General features: G+C 66.0%; 18 protein-coding genes. 10 read left to right on the top strand and 8 right to left on the bottom strand.

Going from position 1 to position 18968, the window contains the following annotated elements; translation table 11 throughout:
* Positions 1-66: 66 nt before the first annotated feature.
* Complete coding sequence (locus NM2_RS09610; RefSeq protein WP_067666782.1) at positions 67-1071, top strand: zinc-dependent alcohol dehydrogenase family protein; 1005 nt, start codon at positions 67-69, stop codon at positions 1069-1071.
* 525 nt (positions 1072-1596) lie between these two features.
* A complete protein-coding gene (locus NM2_RS52545; protein WP_281182424.1) occupies positions 1597-1731 on the top strand; it encodes a hypothetical protein in 135 nt (44 codons plus the stop codon).
* A gap of 474 nt (positions 1732-2205) precedes the next feature.
* Here NM2_RS52545 and NM2_RS09600 read toward each other — a convergent pair whose 3' ends face one another.
* Positions 2206-2685, bottom strand: coding sequence for an Lrp/AsnC family transcriptional regulator (locus tag NM2_RS09600; protein ID WP_067666778.1), 480 nt, complete (start codon positions 2683-2685; stop codon positions 2206-2208).
* 154 nt (positions 2686-2839) lie between these two features.
* Between NM2_RS09600 and pdhA the strand changes: the two genes are divergently transcribed.
* The 5 genes from pdhA (at position 2840) to NM2_RS09575 (ending at position 8810) form a co-directional block, all read left to right on the top strand.
* Positions 2840-3958 (top strand): pyruvate dehydrogenase (acetyl-transferring) E1 component subunit alpha, encoded by a 1119-nt coding sequence (gene pdhA, locus NM2_RS09595; RefSeq protein ID WP_067666899.1) that lies wholly within the window; start codon positions 2840-2842, stop codon positions 3956-3958.
* A gap of 4 nt (positions 3959-3962) precedes the next feature.
* Positions 3963-4967, top strand: coding sequence for an alpha-ketoacid dehydrogenase subunit beta (locus NM2_RS09590; protein WP_067666775.1), 1005 nt, complete (start codon positions 3963-3965; stop codon positions 4965-4967).
* A complete protein-coding gene (locus NM2_RS09585) occupies positions 4964-6283 on the top strand; it encodes a dihydrolipoamide acetyltransferase family protein (protein ID WP_067666897.1) in 1320 nt (439 codons plus the stop codon). Before NM2_RS09590 ends, NM2_RS09585 begins: the two co-directional genes overlap by 4 nt.
* Positions 6284-7657, top strand: coding sequence for a dihydrolipoyl dehydrogenase (gene lpdA, locus NM2_RS09580; RefSeq protein WP_067666773.1), 1374 nt, complete (start codon positions 6284-6286; stop codon positions 7655-7657).
* A 109-nt stretch (positions 7658-7766) separates the two neighbouring features.
* Positions 7767-8810: a Glu/Leu/Phe/Val dehydrogenase family protein gene (locus NM2_RS09575; RefSeq protein ID WP_245717930.1), complete on the top strand. Its 1044-nt coding sequence runs from the start codon at positions 7767-7769 to the stop codon at positions 8808-8810.
* A gap of 48 nt (positions 8811-8858) precedes the next feature.
* Here NM2_RS09575 and NM2_RS09570 read toward each other — a convergent pair whose 3' ends face one another.
* Positions 8859-9380, bottom strand: a complete 522-nt coding sequence (locus NM2_RS09570) for a GbsR/MarR family transcriptional regulator (protein WP_245717929.1) — start codon at positions 9378-9380, stop codon at positions 8859-8861.
* Positions 9381-9474: 94 nt separating this feature from the next.
* Between NM2_RS09570 and NM2_RS09565 the strand changes: the two genes are divergently transcribed.
* Genes NM2_RS09565 through NM2_RS09555 form a run of 3 tightly spaced genes read left to right on the top strand, consistent with a single transcriptional unit; the run spans position 9475 to position 13651 of the window.
* Positions 9475-11037, top strand: coding sequence for a GMC family oxidoreductase (locus NM2_RS09565; protein WP_067666769.1), 1563 nt, complete (start codon positions 9475-9477; stop codon positions 11035-11037).
* Positions 11038-11069: 32 nt separating this feature from the next.
* Entirely contained in the window at positions 11070-12503 is a 1434-nt protein-coding gene (locus tag NM2_RS09560) for an aldehyde dehydrogenase family protein (protein ID WP_067666767.1), read from the top strand.
* Positions 12500-13651, top strand: a complete 1152-nt coding sequence (locus tag NM2_RS09555) for a M20 family metallopeptidase (RefSeq protein WP_067666765.1) — start codon at positions 12500-12502, stop codon at positions 13649-13651. Before NM2_RS09560 ends, NM2_RS09555 begins: the two co-directional genes overlap by 4 nt.
* A 209-nt stretch (positions 13652-13860) precedes the next feature.
* Here NM2_RS09555 and paaK read toward each other — a convergent pair whose 3' ends face one another.
* From paaK to paaA, 6 genes are read right to left on the bottom strand one after another with little or no spacing between them, the layout of a single operon-like run.
* Positions 13861-15168 carry a phenylacetate--CoA ligase PaaK gene (gene paaK, locus NM2_RS09550; RefSeq protein ID WP_067666763.1) on the bottom strand — a complete coding sequence of 436 codons (1308 nt, stop codon included), beginning with the start codon at positions 15166-15168 and terminating at the stop codon, positions 13861-13863.
* Positions 15169-15193: 25 nt separating this feature from the next.
* Positions 15194-16288, bottom strand: coding sequence for a 1,2-phenylacetyl-CoA epoxidase subunit PaaE (paaE, locus tag NM2_RS09545; protein ID WP_067666761.1), 1095 nt, complete (start codon positions 16286-16288; stop codon positions 15194-15196).
* A gap of 2 nt (positions 16289-16290) precedes the next feature.
* Positions 16291-16794 (bottom strand): 1,2-phenylacetyl-CoA epoxidase subunit PaaD, encoded by a 504-nt coding sequence (gene paaD / locus NM2_RS09540; RefSeq protein WP_067666759.1) that lies wholly within the window; start codon positions 16792-16794, stop codon positions 16291-16293.
* A gap of 2 nt (positions 16795-16796) precedes the next feature.
* On the bottom strand, positions 16797-17708 hold the full coding sequence (gene paaC, locus NM2_RS09535) for a 1,2-phenylacetyl-CoA epoxidase subunit PaaC (protein ID WP_067666757.1): 912 nt from the start codon (positions 17706-17708) through the stop codon (positions 16797-16799).
* A gap of 10 nt (positions 17709-17718) precedes the next feature.
* Complete coding sequence (gene paaB, locus NM2_RS09530; protein WP_067666755.1) at positions 17719-18021, bottom strand: 1,2-phenylacetyl-CoA epoxidase subunit PaaB; 303 nt, start codon at positions 18019-18021, stop codon at positions 17719-17721.
* Positions 18021-18956, bottom strand: coding sequence for a 1,2-phenylacetyl-CoA epoxidase subunit PaaA (paaA, locus tag NM2_RS09525; RefSeq protein WP_067666753.1), 936 nt, complete (start codon positions 18954-18956; stop codon positions 18021-18023). The genes paaB and paaA overlap by 1 nt, the downstream gene beginning before the upstream one ends.
* Positions 18957-18968: the final 12 nt, after the last annotated feature.

The following is an 18968-nucleotide window of genomic DNA, read 5'->3' as shown; positions in this document are numbered from 1 at the left end:
TGAAACCGGATCGATAATCCGCGAGCCGAGCCCTATGGCAAACAGCGCTACCTATGGAGGCGAGAAATGAGAGCGATGACCATCCGCCGGCCCGGCGACCTCGACAACTTGGTCCTGTCCGACCGCGCCGAGCCCGTACCGGGACCCGGCGAAGTGCTGGTGCGGGTGCGGGCGTGCTCGCTCAACTATCACGACTATGTCGTCGCGAAGGGGTGGCTCCCCGTCGCCGACGGACTGGTGGTGTTGTCCGACGCCGCGGGGGAAGTCGTCGCCGTCGGTCCCGACGTCGACACGGTCGCCGAAGGCGACACGGTGATCAGTACCTTCTACCCCAAATGGTCGACCGGCCCCGCCCGGCGGGAATCGACGTCCGCGATCCCCGGCGACACCGTCGACGGCTATGCGCGCGAACTGATTTCGGTTCCCGAGACCTGGCTGACCAGATCCCCTGCGGGTCTCGATCTCACCGAGGCGGCAACCCTGCCGTGCGCAGGTCTGACCGCTTGGCGGGGCGTCGTCGTGGACGGCATGGTGAAGCCCGGCGATGTCGTCCTGACCCAAGGGACCGGCGGTGTCTCACTGTTCGCCCTGCAATTCGCGAAGGCGGCCGGCGCGACGGTCATCGCGACCTCGTCGTCGGACGAGAAGCTCGAACGACTCCGGAAGCTCGGCGCCGACCACATCATCAACTACCGGGACGTGCCCGAATGGGGCCGCGCGGCAAGACAACTCACGGACGGTCGCGGTGTCGATCTGGTCATCGAGGTCGGTGGGTCGGGAACCCTCGCCCAGTCCATCGACGCCTGCGGGATGAATGCCCGGATCGCGTTGATCGGTGTGTTGTCGGGTGTCTCCGGCGATATGAATGTGGGGGCCGCGCTGACCAAACAGGTGACCATCAAAGGGCTCGCCGTCGGCAGCCGTACCGATCAGCACGACATGATCAGGGCGATCGAGACCATCGGGTTGCGGCCGGTGATCGATTCGCTGTATCCGCTCGACGGTCTCGCCGCCGCATTCCGGCATCAGGAGGGCGGGCAGCACATGGGCAAGATCTGCATTCAGCTGTGAAATCGACGCTGCCTCAATTGTTTTGAAGATGTGAAAACCCGCTCGAGCCGCTGGCTCCCACCTTGTCGCCTGAAGCGAGGGCCACCGTGGAGAACGGCCGATCTCTACTAGGAGGTCGCGCTGCCGACCTCCTAGCGCCTGCCGCTGCTCAGGGCGAAATAGGCTTCGATGACCAGCCAACCAACAAGAAGATGCTGGTCGGTCCTGTTCCCATCCATATTGTGCCCCGCCGAGGGCACAAACCTGCGACAGTCGTTTCCGCAGGTAAGCGTGTGTACGTGTGCTCGGGCCGCAAGTTGGCCGATCAAGAAACCGCAGGTCAAGCAAGATCACCTATAGTGCCCTTGAAGGCTCCATAAGGATGGGACCGCGAAAATCGCCAGCAGCACATACCGGCCAAAGTCATCTGCGAAATCCCGGAATGGTATGCGCGCCAACAACAGCCAGACGTGGCACTGGACGGCGCCAACCGCCGCCACAACCCGCACATGCGGCTACCTGGAAAACCCAGCACGCGGCGTCGGCATGAAAAACCCCGACGACGAGCCCTACCCCGACTTCGTCGAACCCGTCACCGAGTTCAACCCCGCCACCACCACAGCCCTCGGACACGCACCGCCGCCCAGCCACGGTGACTACGCGCATCCGGACAACCCGTAGATCAAGCTGTGGATGGTGCCAGATACGACGGAGTCGGTAGGCCGATCGCGTATCATTCCATTGGCGACGATCGTTGCCAGTCCGTTGCTTGCATCACGGTCATGAACGACTCCTATTTCGCGCGCTTTCATCACGTGAACCTATCGGTGGCCGACCTCGCCGCCCAACAACACTGCTACGGCGAGGCGCAATGAAGGGCTTTATGTCGATGCGCCGGTAGAGGGCATGTTGCATGCGTGGGCTCAGCCGAGTACCGGCCTGGGCCAGCATGCACGCACACGGGACGGTTTTCGCTCCCGCAGAGGCCCTGGACTCCCCTCGCGTCGCCGCAGCAGCAGGTCCTGCAAACGCGCTCGCCTATCATTCGGCCTACGAATTCGGCGGAGATCTCACCGCTGTCATTCCCCGTTGCTCATGAGACGCGCAATCACCACAGGGGGTCGAACGCTCGGAGTGAGCGCTACGGCCGGATCGTCACACCCATTTCGGCCCGGGTCCGCTGGCCTCCTCGAAGATCAACCACGTCCTGGTCGATTGCACACCCTCGAGGCTCTGCAACCGCTCGAGGACGACATGACGCAGGGCGTTGTTGTCCGGCGCCCGGACGAGTACCAGTACATCGAAATCGCCGCCCAGCAAGGAATAGTGCTCGACGAAGGGCAGCGTCCGGAGCTGGGTGGCGATCCCGCGCCAGGAGTCCTGCCTGATCGATAGGGCGATGAAGGCGGAGGAGCCCAGTCCGGCCTTTTCGTGCGCGATTCGGGTGGTGTAGCTGTCGATGATGCCGGCTTTCTGCAGCCGTTCGATGCGGACGTAGGCGTGTGCGCGGGAGATGTGCGCCTTATCCGCCAGCGCGCGCATCGAGAGGCGGCTGTCGGCGACGAGCTCGTGGATGAGCCTTCGATCGATCAGGTCGAGTTCATAGTTCGCGGCGTCGGATGTGTCTGTGGCCATCTGTCCATTCCTGCCGTGGTCGCTGACGCAGTCGTGAGACGTTTTGTCACGTCGACCGCGATATTAGACCATTCGTCTTCAATCTCTTTCATTCGTTGTTGTTTTATCCGCCAATTGCGAGCATTGGCGAACACATTGCATCTTGGAGGTGGACGTGACGTTGGTGGAGCCCCTTGGCACGCTGCAGTACCGGAAGTTCCTGCCCGCCGAGCGCGCGGTGCAGTACCTCGACGCGGCCGGCGAGCTCACCGGAAGCGAGGCACGGTATCCCAGGCCGAGCGACGAACGCCTGGTGCAGATGCACCGGAACATGGTGCTGGGCAGACGTTTCGATCAGCAGGCGACGGCGTTGACCAAACAGGGCAGGCTGGCGGTGTACCCCTCCTCGCGGGGCCAGGAGGCATGCCAGATCGCGGCGGCGATGAGCCTGCAGCCCACCGACTGGATGTTCCCGACGTACCGCGACTCGGTGGCGCTGGCTGCGCGTGGAATCGACCCGGTGGAGATCCTCAGCATGCTCGCCGGCGACTGGCATTGCGGTTACGACCCGGCCCGGCATCGCAGCGCACCCCAATGCACCCCGCTGGCGACTCAGTTGCTGCATGCGACGGGTGTGGCTCACGGCGAACACCGCAAGGGCCACGACACCGTCGCGCTCGCGTTCTGCGGCGACGGCGCGACCAGTGAGGGTGACTTCCACGAGGCCCTCAACTTCGCTGCCGTGTTCAAGGCCCCGGTCGTATTTCTGGTGCAGAACAACGGATTCGCGATCAGCGTTCCCCTGACCCGGCAGAGCGCCGCGCCCACGCTGGCGCACAAGGGAGTCGGCTATGGAGTCGGTAGCGAGCAGGTCGACGGCAACGACCCGGTCGCCATGCTCGCCGTGATGGACGAAGCCGTCCGGTTCGTCCGTGCGGGCAACGGTCCGGTCATCGTCGAAGCCCATACATACCGGATCGACGCCCACACCAATGCCGACGACGCCACCCGCTACCGCGATTCCGCCGAGGTCGAGCAGTGGCTCGGGCGCGACCCTCTTGCCCGGCTGGAGAAGTACCTGCGGGGCGAGGGTTTGCTCGACGACGCATCCGCAGCCGCCGTCACCGCGGACGCCGAAGCAGCCGCATCGGCCCTGCGCGCCGGCATGAATGTCGACCGCGCCGCCGACCCGATGGACCTTTTCCGGTACGTCTTCGCCGAGCAGACCCCGCAACTTCGGGAGCAGCACGCGCAGGTGGAATCCGAACTGGCCGCCGAATCCGAGGAGAACTGACACCATGCCCGTGCTGACCATGGCCCAAGCCCTGAACGCCGCACTGCGCGACGCGCTCGCCGCCGACGAGAACGTCGTCGTCTTCGGCGAGGACGTCGGCACCCTCGGCGGCGTCTTCCGTGTCACCGACGGACTCACCCGCGACTTCGGCGACGACCGCTGCTTCGACACCCCACTCGCCGAATCCGGCATCATCGGGTTCGCCATCGGCATGGCGATGGCCGGGTTCAAGCCGGTCGTCGAAATGCAGTTCGACGCGTTCGCGTACCCGGCGTTCGAGCAGATCGTCTCCCACGTCGCGAAGATCCGGAACCGCACCAAGGGTGCGCTGTCGGTGCCGATGGTCATCCGAATCCCGTTCGCGGGCGGCATCGGCGGGGTCGAACACCACTGCGACTCCAGCGAGGGCTACTACGCCCACACCCCCGGGCTGAAGGTCGTGGCCCCGTCCACCGTCGAGGACGCCTACACCCTGCTGCGCGCGGCGATCGACGACCCGGACCCGGTGATCTTCCTGGAACCCAAACGCCTGTACTTCGCCCGCGCCGACGTCGATCTCGCGGTCGGAGCGCCGATCGGACAGGCCGCCGTCCGGCGTCCCGGCCGGGACGCGACCATCGTCGCGTACGGACCGTCGGTGACCGTCGCGCTCGAGTCCGCGGAGGCCGCGATGGCGGAGGGGCACGACATCGAGGTGATCGACCTCCGTTCGATCGTGCCCTTCGACGACGACACGGTCATGGCATCGGTCCGAAAGACCGGTCGGTGCATAGTCATTCAGGAGGCGCAGGGTTTCGCCGGAGTCGGCGCCGAGATCGCCGCTCGTGTCCAGGAGCGGTGCTTCCATCACCTGCACGCACCGGTGTTGCGGGTCAGCGGATTCGACATCCCCTACCCGGCGCCGAAGCTCGAACGCGTCCACCTGCCGAGCGTCGACCGCGTCCTCGACAGTGTCGACCGGTTGCAGTGGAACGAGTCCGTCGACACCCGGTGGGCGGTGACCGCATGAGCAACCAGGTCTTCCTGCTTCCCGATCTCGGTGAGGGACTCACCGAGGCGGACATCGCCGAATGGAAGGTCGGGGTCGGCGACACCGTCACCATCGACCAGGTGGTCGTCGAGGTCGAAACGGCCAAAGCCGCAGTCGAGGTGCCGATTCCGTTCGAGGGCACAGTGATCTGCCTGCACGGCACCGAAGGCGCGACGCTGAAAGTCGGCACCCCGCTGATCACTGTCAGCGGGGCCGAGTCCGCCACCGGCACCGCCGAGGCTCCCACGCCTTCCGCACACGAGCAGTACCGGACGGAGGAACGCGCCGGATCCGGCAACGTCCTCATCGGCTACGGCACCAGCGAGGACACCCGCACGGGGCGGCGCCGCGTGCACCGCACCGCGCCCGGCCACGAGCCTGCACCGAGCGCGCCTGCGTCTCCCGGAATGCTGTCCACGGCGGCGGCACCTCGGGTGATATCGCCGGTGGTGCGCAAACTGGCGCGAGAACACAACGTCGACCTGACAGCATTGCGGGGCACCGGGCCCGGCGGAATCATCAACCGTGCCGATGTCGAACGAGCCCGGACCTCACCCGGGACCGAGCGTACAGATACCGTCGGCGGGCCCGGGGATCTGCGCGAGCTGCGGATTCCGATCAAGGGTCTCCGCAAGGCGGTGGCCGACAAGCTGTCGACCAGTCGCCGTGAGATTCCGGATGCCACCACTTGGGTGGATGTCGATACCACCGCTCTGCTCGCCGCCCGTCGCGCGATCGACGCGACGCTGCCCGACGGGGAGAAGATCACCCTGATGGCCCTGATGGCCCGGTTGACGATCGCCGCGCTGACGCAGTACCCGGAACTCAACTCCACTGTCGACAACGAGCAGAACGAGATCGTCCGGTTCGGACACGTGCACCTCGGGATCGCCGCCCAAACCCCGCGCGGTCTGGTCGTCCCGGTCATCGAGCACGCCGATTCCCACTCCACCGTCGAGCTCGCACGACAGTTACGGGAGACCACCGCGCTGGCGCGCGACGGCAAGCTCTCTCCCGCCCGGTTGGCCGGGGGCACCTTCACCCTCAACAACTATGGGGTCTTCGGCGTCGACGGATCCACGCCGATCATCAACCATCCCGAGGCCGCGATCCTCGGCGTCGGCCGCATCATCGACCGGCCCTGGGCCGCCGACGGAGAACTGACGGTCCGCAAGATTGCCCAGATCTCGCTGAGCTTCGACCACCGGGTCTGCGACGGTGGCACCGCCGGCGGATTCCTCCGACTGTTCGGTGACTACATCGAGAACCCGATCGCCGTGCTGGGGAGGCTGTAGATGACCGGCACACACAGCGACGTCCTGATCCTGGGGGCAGGATCGGGCGGCTACGCCTGCGCCTTCCGCGCCGCGCAACTCGGGCTGTCGGTCACCCTGATCGAGGCGGACAAGATCGGCGGCACCTGCTTGCACCGCGGCTGTATCCCCACCAAGGCTCTGCTACACGCCGCCGAGGTCGCCGACACCACCCGCGCCGGGTCGACATTCGGTATCCGGGCCACGTTCGAGGGCATCGATCTCGACGCCGTACACGAGTACAAGGACGGCATCGTCACCCGCCTGTACAAAGGGCTGCAGGGCTTGGCCACCCATCATCGGATCAGGTTGGTGACAGGGCACGGCACCTACCTCGGGGACAAGGCGATCGCGGTCGACGGCACCCGCTACACCGGTACCTCCGTCGTGCTGGCCACCGGGTCGTACGCCCGCACAGTCCCTGGCATCGAACTCGGGAAACGGATCCTCACGAGCGAGGGCGCGCTGAACCTCGATGTCGTCCCGAAGACGGCCATCGTTCTGGGCGGAGGCGTGATCGGTGTCGAATTCGCCAGCGTCTGGGCGTCGTATGGTGCGGAGGTCACTGTGGTGGAGGCTCTCCCCCGCCTGGTCGCCGCAGAAGATCCGTGGTGCTCGAAACAGCTCGAGCGCGTATTCCGCAAGCGCGGCATCACCATCCGCGCGGGTGTGAAGGTGCGGTCGGCCAAGGAGACCACCGAAGGTGTCTTTGTCGAACTCGAGGATGGCGACCGCATCCAGGCGGACATCGTGCTGGTCGCTGTCGGCCGCGGGCCCCGCACAGCCGACAGCGGATTCGCCGAACACGGCCTCTCCCTCGACCGCGGCTTCATCGTCACCGACGAACGCCTGTGCACCAGCGTCGACGGGGTGTACGCCGTCGGGGATGTCGTGGCAGGGCTCCAGCTGGCGCACCGAGGTTTCCAGCAGGGCATCTTCGTGGCCGAGGAAATCGCCGGACTCGCCCCGGTTCCTGTTGCGGAACAGCTTGTTCCGCGTGTGACCTACTCGCACCCCGAGGTCGCGTCCGTCGGATTCACCGAGGAAGCTGCCCGAGACCGGTACCGCGACGTCACCACCGTGGTCCATGACCTCGCGGGCAACGGCAAGAGCCAGATCCTGAAGACCGCCGGCGGTATCAAGGTGGTGCGAGTCGGCGACACGGGCCCGGTGGTGGGTGTGCACATGGTCGGTGACCGCGTCAGCGAACTGATCGGCGAGGCCCAGCTGGCCGTCGCCTGGGAAGCCCTGCCCTCGGATATCGCGCCGTTCATCCACGCTCACCCCACCCAGAACGAGGTACTGGGTGAGGCGATGTTGTCACTGTCGGGCGCACCACTGCACGCCCACCGCTGACCGATGGCCGACTATTCCCGACCCGGGATGCGCTGAATTGCCCACGCCGACAACACTTCCGAAAGGCACCACCATGACTGTGAACGACCCCCTGCACTGGGACGGGGAATTGACCGTCACTCGGCATGACCGGGAGACCGGTGCATCGTTTGTCATCCGTCTCGACTCGACCCGGCTCGGCCCCGCCGCCGGCGGCACCCGCGCGGCCCACTACCCGTCGTTCGCCGACGCCCTCACCGACGCGGGCAAGCTGGCCAGCGCCATGACCTTGAAAATGGCTGTGAGCAACCTGCCGATGGGCGGCGGGAAATCGGTGATCGCACTGCCGGCGCAACGCAATGACATCGACCCGGCCACCTGGAATCGGATCCTCACCCTGCACGCGGAGAACATCGACAAGTTGCGCGGAAACTACTGGACCGGCCCCGACGTCAACACCAATTCCGCCGACATGGACGTTCTCAACGAGACCACCGACTATGTGTTCGGCCGTTCCCTCGAACGTGGCGGTGCGGGATCGAGCGCCTACAACACCGCCCTCGGTGTATTCGAGGCCATGAAGGCGACCGCGCGTCATCGCGGGCTCGGCTCTCTCGACGGACTGACCGTGCTCATCCAGGGGCTCGGGGCAGTCGGCGGCGGACTCGCCACACTGGCATCCGCCGCCGGCGCCCGGCTTCTGGTGGCAGACACCGATTCCGACCGGCTGGCTTGGGCACGTGGTTCGGGGCATACCGTCATCGGCGCGGACGAGGTCCTCGGCACTGCCTGCGATATCTTCGCTCCCTGCGCGATGGGCGGGATCATCGACAGCGCCACTGCCGCACGGCTTCCCGCCTCAGCGGTCGTCGGCGCTGCCAACAACATTCTCGCCGACAACACGGCAGCAGCGATTCTCCGCAAGCGCGGCATCCTGTATGCCCCCGACTTCGTCACGAACGCCGGCGGCGCCTTCCATCTGGTAGGACGCGAAGTGCTCGGGTGGAACGAAGAAACTGTCGTAGAGCACACCCGGCGCATCAGCGACACCCTTACCGAGGTCTTCACAATCAGCGACGCCGAGAGCACCGCCACCGACACGGCCGCGCGACTTCTCGCGCGTCGTCGGATCGAAACCTCTGTTCAGGCCGGCGCGGCGACAGCGCCCCGATGACGCCCCCTGACCAGGTCCACATCGCGTGTCATCGCAGTCGGCCGATCGTCACCGCCGGCCCGTATCGACCTGTGCCGTGTATTCGGCGAGCAGCCTCTCGAGTCGGCTGACCATGAAGCTGTAGTACTCGTGCATCGCATGGAAGCGGGCGCGCTGCCCAGGCGCAAGGGCGCTGCCGCGCGTTCGGGCGGTCTGCGCCAGCTCCAGCAATTCGGCGGTCTGCTCGAGCTGGTGCTGCAGGCATCCGATCCAGGCGTCGTCGCGCCACCGGAAGACGAACTGGCGACTGCCGGGCTCTTTGAATCGCTCGACGGTGCCGGCGGTGATGAGCAACCGGGTCGTCTCGGACACCGAGCCCTTGCTCGCATCGAGGGCTTGCTGAAGTTGCGTCAGGGTCATCGGGGCATCGCTGAGCATCAGCACGCCTGCGGCTCGGCCGGCCATGGGAGGCCAGCCCATCGCACCGCCGATACGCACACCGAAGTCCTCGATGAGGGAAACCTTGTCGCTGTCGCCGACCGGTGTCGACATCACCACCTCCAATTCGATCAGAATAAATTGAATATTCACTCTTGACTGAACACTCTGTGTTCGGAATCATACTCGGCAGGAACCCGGCGCTTCCCGGAGACCTCATTCGCACAACTGATTACGGAGGTTTGCAGTGACCGAGACAGCCTGGGACATCATCGTGGTAGGTGCGGGTTCGGCAGGGTGCGCGCTCGCGGTCCGTTCCGCGGACAAAGGCAAGCGGGTGCTGCTCCTCGAGGCGGGACCGGACTATCGCTCGGCGCACATGCACCCCGCGTGGCGCTCACCCAACCCGATCAGGGCGTTGCTCGACCCGACGGCGGTCGAAAATCTGGTGTGGACGGGGCTCGACGCGGCGCGGACCGAGAAGCAGGCGGCTGCGCCCTACTGGCGTGGCCGGGGGGTCGGCGGCAGCTCGTCGATCAATGGACAGATCGCGATTCGTCCCCCGATGGAGGATTTCGACGATTGGGTCGGCTGGGGTTGCGCGGGTTGGGGGCCCGACGACGTCCTGCCGTACTTCGCCAAGCTCGAAGACGACGAGGAGTTCGGCGCCGAGCCCTATCACGGTCGCGGTGGCCCGACTCCGATTTACCGCATGTCACAAGAGAACTGGGGGTCTGTCGATACCGCACTGTGCAAGGCCGCCCTGTCGGCCGGTCATGCTTGGGCCGCGGACGTCAACGCACCCCATGCGATGGGAGTCTCGCCCTACCCGATCAACTCGCGGTCCGGCCGGCGAGTGTCGGTCAACGACGCCTACCTCGAGGCCGCCCGCGATTCCTCGACCTTGACGATCCGTGGCGACGCCCTCGTCGACCGGGTGATTTTCGCCGGAGACCGCGCGATCGGCGTCCGAATCATCGTCGACGGCACCGTGGTGACCGAGCACGCCGACGAGGTGATATTGAGCGCCGGTGCGGTCCACTCCCCGGCAATCCTCCTGCGGTCCGGAATCGGTCCGTCCGGCCAGCTGCGTTCGCTGGGAATCGCTGTGCGCCAAGACCTTCCAGTCGGGTACGGTCTGCAGGACCATCCGATGGCGGTGGTGTCGATTCCGCTGATCGACGAGGCGGGGATCCAGAGCCCGGACGACCGGCACACCAACGTCTGCGTCCGCTACACCAGCAAGCCCGGCGCTCCCGTCGGCGACATGATGTTCGTATCGCAGAATCAGAACGTCGTGGCCATGGCCAACCCGGATATGCGCGCGCTGGCAGGTGCGTTCGGCGTCTGGGTGAATCAGGTGTACTCCCGCGGCACGTTGACGCTGACCTCGACCGATCCGGCGGATCAACCACAGATCCACTCCCGGATGCTCTCCGACGAGCGGGACCTGTCCCGTTTGCGCGACGGAATACGCGACCTGGTCGAACTCGCTCGTGACCCGGCGGTCGCCGCCATCACCCATGGGCCGCTCGAGGCCGAGAACAAGGCCCTGTTCGCGGTGCTCGACAGTGACAGCGAGCTCGACGACCACTTGCTCGCGACCGTGAGCGATGTTCAGCACGCCACCAGTACGTGCCGGATGGGTGCCACCGGGAACGCGGACACCGTGGTCGACCCCTCGTGCCGGGTGCTCGGAACCGACGGTTTGCGGGTGGTCGACGCGTCGATCTTCCCGTCCGTTCCGCGAGCCAACACCAATCTGACCGCGATCATGGTCGGCGAGCTCATGGCCGACCGTATCCGCTGAACTCGAATCACAAGGAAGGCAACACCTTTCACATGAAGACCTTGCAGAACTCGATCGGTGGAAAATGGGAGAACTCCCAGAGCGCGTCGGTGCGCGATCTGGTGAACCCCGCCACCGAAGAGGTGATCGCGCGCTATCCCGGCGGATCGGCCGACGATGTCGACCGCGCCGTCGATGCGGCCGTGGCGGCGCAGCCCGGGTGGGCGGAGCTGCCGGTCGCGCAACGCGTGGAATACCTGACCCGGTGGGCCACGGAGATCGCTGCGCATGCCGAGGAACTCGCGGCGCTCGAATGTCGGGAAATGGGCAAGCCGGTCGCCCTCGGCAGAACGTTCATCGACGGCAGTGTCCAGGGGTTTCGGGCCGCGGCCGAAGAAGCCCTGAGCTATCCGTTCGCCGAAACTCTCCCCGGCGCGGACGGCGGCGCGACGACGATCCTGCGTCACCCGCTGGGCGCCACCGCCGTGATCACTCCGTGGAACTTCCCGGTACCGATGGTGCTGGGTGCGCTCGGGCCGCTGCTCGCCTCGGGCAACACCGTCGTGGTCAAGCCGTCCGAACGATCACCGCTGTCCACCGCCCGGTTGTTCGAGTTGTCGCCGTTGCCCGCGGGTGTGGTCAACCTCGTCCTCGGTGACGCCCGGGCGGGGGCGCCGCTGGTCGAGCACGATCAGATCCGGCTGGTGCACTTCACAGGGTCCGTCGAGGCGGGCCGCCGCATCGGTGCCGGCACTGGTGGGCGGTTGTGCCGGTCGATCCTCGAACTCGGCGGCAAGGACCCGGTCGTCGTCGACGCCGATGTCGATCCGGTCGCCACTGCCGCCGCGGTCGCGTTCGGCGCGTTCGTCAACACCGGGCAGATCTGCACGTCCATGGAACGCATCTATGTCCACCGGGATATCGCCGAAGAGTTCGTCGATGCCCTGGTCGACGCCGCGTCCACCTATGCCCTCGGTGACGGCCACGACGCCGGAACAGTGCTGGGGCCGTTGGTCGACGCACGCCAGCGCGATATCGTGCACCGGCACGTGACCGATGCCGTCGGGCGCGGAGCCCGAGTCCGCATCGGCGGCGAAATTCCGGAGCGGAAGGGATTCTTCTACCCGGCCACCGTCCTCACCGATGTCGACGATTCCATGCTCGTGATGACCGAGGAAACATTCGGCCCGATCGCCCCGGTCGTTGTCGTCTCCTCGTTCGAGGAGGCGCTCGAGCGGGCAAGTTCGTCACGCTTCGCTCTCGGGGCCACCGTCTACACGCACAACGCCGACCACGCCGCCGCGGCCGCCACCATCCCCGCCGGAGTGACCTGGATCAACCAGTGGCAGGGCGGTGGCCCGGAGCGGCTCTATGAGCCCGCAGGCGACAGCGGCATGGGGGCGACCGGAGCCCGAGCGGCATATGACGCCGCTACCCGTCCCGCAACGATTCACACGGCTCCCGCGACTGCGTCGACACTCTCATGACCGTCTCGGACACCAATGCGAAAGCTGCTGTCGAGCAGAGGATTCGACGATACGAAGGGACGCTTCTGGGGTTGTCTCACCGTATCCATGCGAACCCTGAATTGGGATTCGAAGAACACCGGGCAAGTGAGTGGATCGCCGACGAACTCCGTGGCGGGGGCTTCGAGGTGCAGCACGGCTGCTATGGCCTGCCCACGGCGGTGCGTGCCACGATCGGATCGGGTCCGGTGCACGTCGGAATTTGCGCCGAGTACGACGCCCTCCCCGAGATCGGTCACGCGTGCGGTCACAACATCATCGCCGCAGCCGGCGTCGGTGCCGCCCTCGGTCTGGCCGAGGGCGTCGACGAGTTGGGGTTGACCGTCACTCTCCTCGGCACCCCTGCCGAGGAGGGCGGCGGCGGGAAGATCCTCATGCTCGAACGCGGCGCCTTCGACGGGCTGCACGCGGCGATGATGGTCCACCCCGCCGCCGTCGAGATGGCGGCGATGCCCGGCACCGCGGTGTCCCAGTTCGAAGTTGCGTACACAGGCAAACCCGCCCATGCCGGGGCTTATCCCGAACTGGGGGTCAACGCTGCCGACGCGATGCTCATCGCGCAGGTAGCGATAGGCCAACTGCGGCAGCAAACTCGGGGAGCCGACCGGATTCAGGGCATCGTCACCGATGCCGGAACCGCCGTCAACGTCATCCCTGATACCGCGTCCGGGCGCTGGATCGTCCGCTCCGATACCGCGGAGGCACTCGCCACGCTCACTGCGCGCGTGAAACGCTGCTTCGAGGCCGGGGCGCTGGCCACCGGATGCACCATGTCGATCACGCCCAACGGACCGAACTACGCGGACCTGCGCCCGGACACCACTCTGCTTGCTCGATACCGTGCCAACGCGGAAGCGCTCGGTCGCATCTTTCCAGATCTGCCGGACGGATTGGCGGGGGCCGCGACCGATATGGGCAACGTCTCGCACGTAGTGCCCACCATTCACCCCATGCTCGGCCTGGACTGTCATCCCGCGGTCAACCACCAGCCCGAGTTCGCCGACGCGTGCGTCGGCCCGGCAGCCGACAGGGCCGTTATCGATGGCGCTATCGCAATGGCATGGACCGCAGTCGATTTCGCGGAACAGCATCCATCACATCCGCACTGAAGTGCACATCCATCGAATCGGCTACCGGCCCTTCGGCATACCCGGTACTCGGCGTTGGGCAGCCGGCCCGGTCGCGAGCGTCGAACCTACGGCGCCGATTCGCCGGTGACACAAGGGGCCGGTACATGCCGGATGTGCCGCTTCGGAACGGTCGGGGGAATCGGAACCACGAATTCCTCGCAACCTTTCCTGTCGTCGAGGCCTCGAGGTCATTCCGGACGATTGTCCACCAGTCGCCGCGCTTTACCGACCGACCGATCGATCGAGTCAGGGGTCAGGACATCGACAACGACGCTCACACCGATTCGATTCTTGATCTGCTGCTTCAACGCCACAGCCGCAGCTGTTCGATCGTCGGCGGCGGCGTCGGCACGGCACTCGACCCGAACAGTCAAACGGTCCAGCCGATCCGGCCTGTCGAGCACACATTGAAATTGCGGTGACAGCGCCGGAACCGCGAGGATGAGCTCTTCGATCTGCGAGGGGAACAGGTTCACTCCGCGCAGGATGATCATGTCATCGCTGCGCCCGGTGATCTTCTGCATCCGGCGCACACTGCGGGCTGTTCCGGGCAGTAACCTGGTGAGATCCCTTGTGCGGTAACGGATTACCGGGAAGGCCTCCTTGGTCAACGAGGTAAAGACGAGTTCGCCCTCCGCGCCGTCCGGTAGGACTTCACCGCTCTCGGGGTCGATCACCTCGGGATAGAAGTGGTCTTCCCAGATGTGCAGGCCGTCCTTGCTCTCGGCGCACTCCATCGCCACGCCGGGACCCATGACCTCCGACAAGCCGTAGATGTCGACGGCTTCGATGCTCAACTTCCGCTCGAGTTCGGTGCGCATGGACTCGGTCCACGGTTCCGCGCCGAACACACCGGTGCGCAGCGAGGTCGACGAGGGGTCGATACCGCGTTCGACCATGGCGTCGACCATGGTGAGCATGTAGGAAGGCGTGACCATGATGGCGTCCGGCCGGAAGTCCTGGATGATCTGGATCTGCCGCTCGGTCATTCCGCCCGACATCGGAATCACGGTGCATCCGAGTCGCTCGGCACCGTAGTGCGCTCCCAGTCCACCGGTGAACAAGCCATAGCCGTAAGCGATGTGGACGATATCGCCGGGGTTCACTCCACCGGCATGCAAGCTTCGAGCGATCAAGTTCGCCCAGTTGTCCAGATCGCGGCGGGTGTAGCCGACAACGGTCGGCCTGCCGGTGGTTCCGGAGGACGCATGGATACGGCTCACCTCGCCGCGGGGGACCGCGAACATTCCGAACGGATAGTTCGCACGCAACTCTGTCTTGGTGGTGAAGGGGAAGCGCGCGAGATCTGACAGCGCACGCAGATCCGACGGGTGCACGCCGACCGCGTCGAAGGCCGCGCGGTAGTGCGGCACATTGGTGTACGCGTGGTTCAGTGACCAGCGCATACGCTCGAGCTGCAGGGCCGCGATGCGGTCCCGGTCGGCGAACTCGATACCGGCGTCGGAGATGTCGGGTGCGGGAGCAGCGATGCTCATGGGCGGGATCCTTCTGTGAACGCGGTCAGCGGTCGAAATCGACCGTCAAAGTCTCTGAGTTCGAATAGGTCTGGCAGGTGAGCACGAAGCCGGCGGCGACCTCGTCGTCCTCCAGGGCGTAGTTGCGGCGCATATCGGCCGCGCCGTCGCAGACCAGTGCGCGGCAGGTGCCGCAGACGCCGCCCTTGCAGGCGAAGGGCAGATCGGACCTGACCTGTTCGGCGGCATCCAGGATGGTGCGGTCGCGTGGAAGGTCGGCAGTGGTGGAGCGCCCGTTCAGGGTGATGGTGACGCGGCTGGTGGGACCACTCGAGCTCGATTCGGGATGACGGTCCGGCGGCGGTGGTGCGTCGCCCACGTAGAACAGCTCGCGATGGATGTGCGACTTGTCCAGGCCCAGTTCTTCCAGGACACCAGCAGCGTCGGTCACCATGCCGAGCGGTCCGCAGAGCCAGGCGTGGTCGATCGCGTCGAGTGGAACCAGCTCGGTGAGGATTCCCCGGATGCGTTCCGCGTCCAGCCGACCGGAGAACAGTTCCACATCGCGTGGTTCCCGCGACAGAGCGTGGATCACCGAAAGCCGTGCGCCGTAGCGGTCTTTGAGGTCGGCGATCTCGTCGGCGAACATCACCGACCGCGTCCGCCGGTTGCCGTAGAGCAAGGTGACATGTGCGGCCGGGTCGGTCAGGACCGAGGCGGCAATGGACAGCAACGGGGTGATGCCCGAACCTGCCCCGATGAGCAGGTGCCGTCCGGTGACCCCGGGGTCGGCGGTGAAGGTACCGGCCGGCTCCTGTACCTCCACCCGGTCCCCCGGGGCTACGTCGCGGACGAGCCAGCGAGAGAACAGGCCCGCGCAGACTTCCCGCACGCCGACCCGCGGGGCCTGTCCGATCGGCGAGCAGATCGAGTACGAACGCCGATGTTCCACGCCGTCGACCACCCGTCGCAGGGTGAGGAACTGTCCGGGCCGGAAGGCGAATCGCTCACGCAGATCGTCGGGGACCGCGAAGGTGACGGCCGCAGCGTCATCACAGAGCCGTTCCACAGCCGACACGGTCAACGTATGGAAGGCCGTGGCCCGTTGTGCGGGCGCGGGGCGTTCCGTGGCGGTCGTCATGGTCAGATCTCCTTGAAGTGGTCGAACGGCTCGTGGCACGTGCGGCACCGGTACATGGCCTTGCATGCGGTGGCCCCGAATTCGGAGATCCGCTGGGTGTCGGTGGAATCGCAGCGGGGGCAGGTCACATTGCGTGGCGGCGGCCCCAGCATGAGTGCGACCGGACCGTGCGGGGACGCGCGGCCGGGCGGGGAATAGCCGCTCTCACGCAGCTTGTGGCGGCCGGACTGGGTGATCCAGTCGGTGGTCCAGGCCGGGGCCAGGACCGTGTCGACCCGCACCCGCGGATAGCCGTTGCGGCGCAGTGTCCGGGCGATGTCGGCACGGATCTCGGCCATGGCCGGACAACCCGAGTAGGTCGGCGTGATCGCCACGACAACAGTGCCGTCGGACTCCCGTCGAACATCTCGGAGCACGCCGAGGTCGGCCAGGGTCAGCATCGGCATCTCGGGGTCCGGGACCGATGCCGCCAGCTCCCGCGCAGTGTCCAGGGGATCGGCGGTCATGGTCACCACCGTCCCTCTGGATGGGCGCGAGCGACGCTCTGCATCTCGTCGAGCAGTACCGAAAGGTCGTCGAGATGCTCGCCGGTGTGGCCGACGGGCCGCTGATGCTCCGAATTCGCGGCCGGCAATGCCTGGCCGACGGATTTGAGAATCGTCGCCATGACCGTGTCGAAGTCCGCCCGCAGCGTCGAGGGTTCGACTGCGATGCCCGCAGCGGTCAGTGCCCGCTCGTCCTCGGTATCCGCGAACAGTTCGGCAAGGTAGGGGGCCAGCTCGGTGAGCCCGCGGTCCGTGCGGCGCCGGGACTCCTCGGTTCCGTTGCCGAGCACCACAATCCAGCGCGCGGCATAGTCGCGGTGATAGGTGAGCTCTTTGAGGCCCTTGTGCGCGATCGCCGAGAGAACAGGGTCTGCCGAGTCGCGCAGCCGGTCGAAGAGCAGCGTCCGCCAGGTGACGAAGATCAGCATCCGGACGACGGTGTGTGCGAAGTCGCCGTTGGCGACCTCGCACAGCTGCGCGTTGCGGTAGTCCGCGGCATCGCGGAAGAAGGCCAGCGCGTCCTCGGCGGGCACCGGCAAGGACGCCGAAATCGTCGGTACCACAGCGGGATCCGCGGCGGCGGCGCGAGCGTAGAGCAGGCGTGCCTGCCCCAGCAGATCCAAGCCGATATTGGCGAGCGCGACCTCTTCCTCGAGTTCCGGCGCACGCGTGCACCACTGGGTGAGCCGCTGGGCGCTGACCAGGGCGTCATCGGCCAGCATCAGGCAGTACCGTGCCAGAGTCGCACGGTCCACACCCTCTGGTACCGAGGTGTCGATGCCTGCGAGGGGGTCGTCGAAATCGCCGCCGAACGCCCACCGATCGTGGTCGTCGCCACCCAGCAGTCCGGTGTAGGCGTTGTCGTGATCGATCATGGCTGTGGCCTCACATGTGCGGGACGTTGTCAGGGATCTCGTAGAAGGTCGGGTGCCGATAGACCTTGTCGCGATTGGGAGCGAAGAAGGGGTCCTTCTCACTCGGGCTGGAAGCGGCGATGGCTTCCGAGCGCACCACCCAGAGGCTGACGCCCTCGTTGCGCCGGGTGTATACGTCGCGAGCATGCCGAAGTGCCATCTCGTCGTCGGCGGCGTGCAGTGATCCCACATGGACGTGGTTGAGGCCGCGCCTGCCGCGTACGAACACCTCGTACAGCGGCCAGTCCGCGCGAATGTTGCTGGTTGAGGACATCATCGTGCTCCTTCTTCGCGCTTTGCGAACGCGGTCGCGGCCTCGCGCACCCACGCGCCTTCGTCGTTCGCGGCGCGCCGCACGGCGATGCGTTCGTCATTGCAGGGGCCGGCGCCGGAGACGACCCGGGCGAGCTCATCCCAATCGGGAGTGCCGAAGTCGTGGTGTTTGCGCTGGTCGTTCCACTTCAGCTCGGGGTCGGGAAAGGTGACACCGAGTGCTTCGGCCTGCGGTACCGACATGTCCACGAATCGCTGCCGGAGTTCGTCGTTGGTGTGTCGTTTGATCCGCCATTGCATGGACTGCGCGGTGTTGGGCGACTTGTCGTCCGGCGGTCCGAACATCATGAGTGCGGGCCACCACCAGCGGTTCACCGCGTCCTGCACCATGTCTCGCTGTTCGGCGGTGCCACGCATCATGGTCATCAGGAGCTCGAAGCCCTGTCGCTGGTGAAACGACTCTTCTTTGCAGACCCGCACCATCGCCCGCGCATACGGCCCGAACGAACTGCGGCACAACGGAACCTGATTGCAGATCGCGGCTCCGTCGACGAGCCAGCCGATCACGCCCACATCGGCGAAGGACAGACTCGGGTAGTTGAAGATCGACGAGTACTTCTGGGCACCGGAAATCAACTTGGCGGTGAGCTCACCGCGATCGATTCCCAATGTCTCAGCGGCGGAATACAAATAGAGCCCATGGCCAGCTTCGTCTTGTACCTTGGCCATCAGAATCGCTTTGCGACGCAGCGAAGGAGCGGAGGTCAGCCAGGCGCCTTCCGGCTGCATTCCGATGATTTCGGAGTGCGCATGCTGCGCTATCTGCCGGATCAGCGTCCGGCGGTACCCGTCGGGCATCCAGTCTCGCGGTTCGACCCGCTGATCCGAAGCGACGGTGTGATCGAATTCGGACTGCAAACTCTCGGTAGAGGTCATGATCGAGGTGTC

It is taken from the genome of Nocardia miyunensis NBRC 108239 (assembly GCF_001613065.1).
In the GTDB taxonomy this organism is placed as follows: Bacteria; Actinomycetota; Actinomycetes; order Mycobacteriales; family Mycobacteriaceae; genus Nocardia; species Nocardia miyunensis.
Note: the sequence above shows the minus strand (reverse complement) of the source record. Positions and strands in the feature narration are given on the sequence as shown.

Bases quoted from the DNA above. Each gene is read 5' to 3' on its own strand.
- NM2_RS09610 (WP_067666782.1), top strand. From the start codon at position 67: ATGAGAGCGATGACCATCCGCCGGCCCGGCGACCTCGACAACTTGGTC.
- NM2_RS52545 (WP_281182424.1), top strand. From the start codon at position 1,597: ATGAAAAACCCCGACGACGAGCCCTACCCCGACTTCGTCGAACCCGTC.
- NM2_RS09600 (WP_067666778.1), bottom strand. From the start codon at position 2,685: ATGGCCACAGACACATCCGACGCCGCGAACTATGAACTCGACCTGATC.
- NM2_RS09590 (WP_067666775.1), top strand. From the start codon at position 3,963: ATGCCCGTGCTGACCATGGCCCAAGCCCTGAACGCCGCACTGCGCGAC.
- NM2_RS09585 (WP_067666897.1), top strand. From the start codon at position 4,964: ATGAGCAACCAGGTCTTCCTGCTTCCCGATCTCGGTGAGGGACTCACC.
- lpdA (WP_067666773.1), top strand. From the start codon at position 6,284: ATGACCGGCACACACAGCGACGTCCTGATCCTGGGGGCAGGATCGGGC.
- NM2_RS09560 (WP_067666767.1), top strand. From the start codon at position 11,070: ATGAAGACCTTGCAGAACTCGATCGGTGGAAAATGGGAGAACTCCCAG.
- NM2_RS09555 (WP_067666765.1), top strand. From the start codon at position 12,500: ATGACCGTCTCGGACACCAATGCGAAAGCTGCTGTCGAGCAGAGGATT.
- paaK (WP_067666763.1), bottom strand. From the start codon at position 15,168: ATGAGCATCGCTGCTCCCGCACCCGACATCTCCGACGCCGGTATCGAG.
- paaE (WP_067666761.1), bottom strand. From the start codon at position 16,288: ATGACGACCGCCACGGAACGCCCCGCGCCCGCACAACGGGCCACGGCC.
- paaD (WP_067666759.1), bottom strand. From the start codon at position 16,794: ATGACCGCCGATCCCCTGGACACTGCGCGGGAGCTGGCGGCATCGGTC.
- paaC (WP_067666757.1), bottom strand. From the start codon at position 17,708: ATGATCGATCACGACAACGCCTACACCGGACTGCTGGGTGGCGACGAC.
- paaB (WP_067666755.1), bottom strand. From the start codon at position 18,021: ATGTCCTCAACCAGCAACATTCGCGCGGACTGGCCGCTGTACGAGGTG.
- paaA (WP_067666753.1), bottom strand. From the start codon at position 18,956: ATGACCTCTACCGAGAGTTTGCAGTCCGAATTCGATCACACCGTCGCT.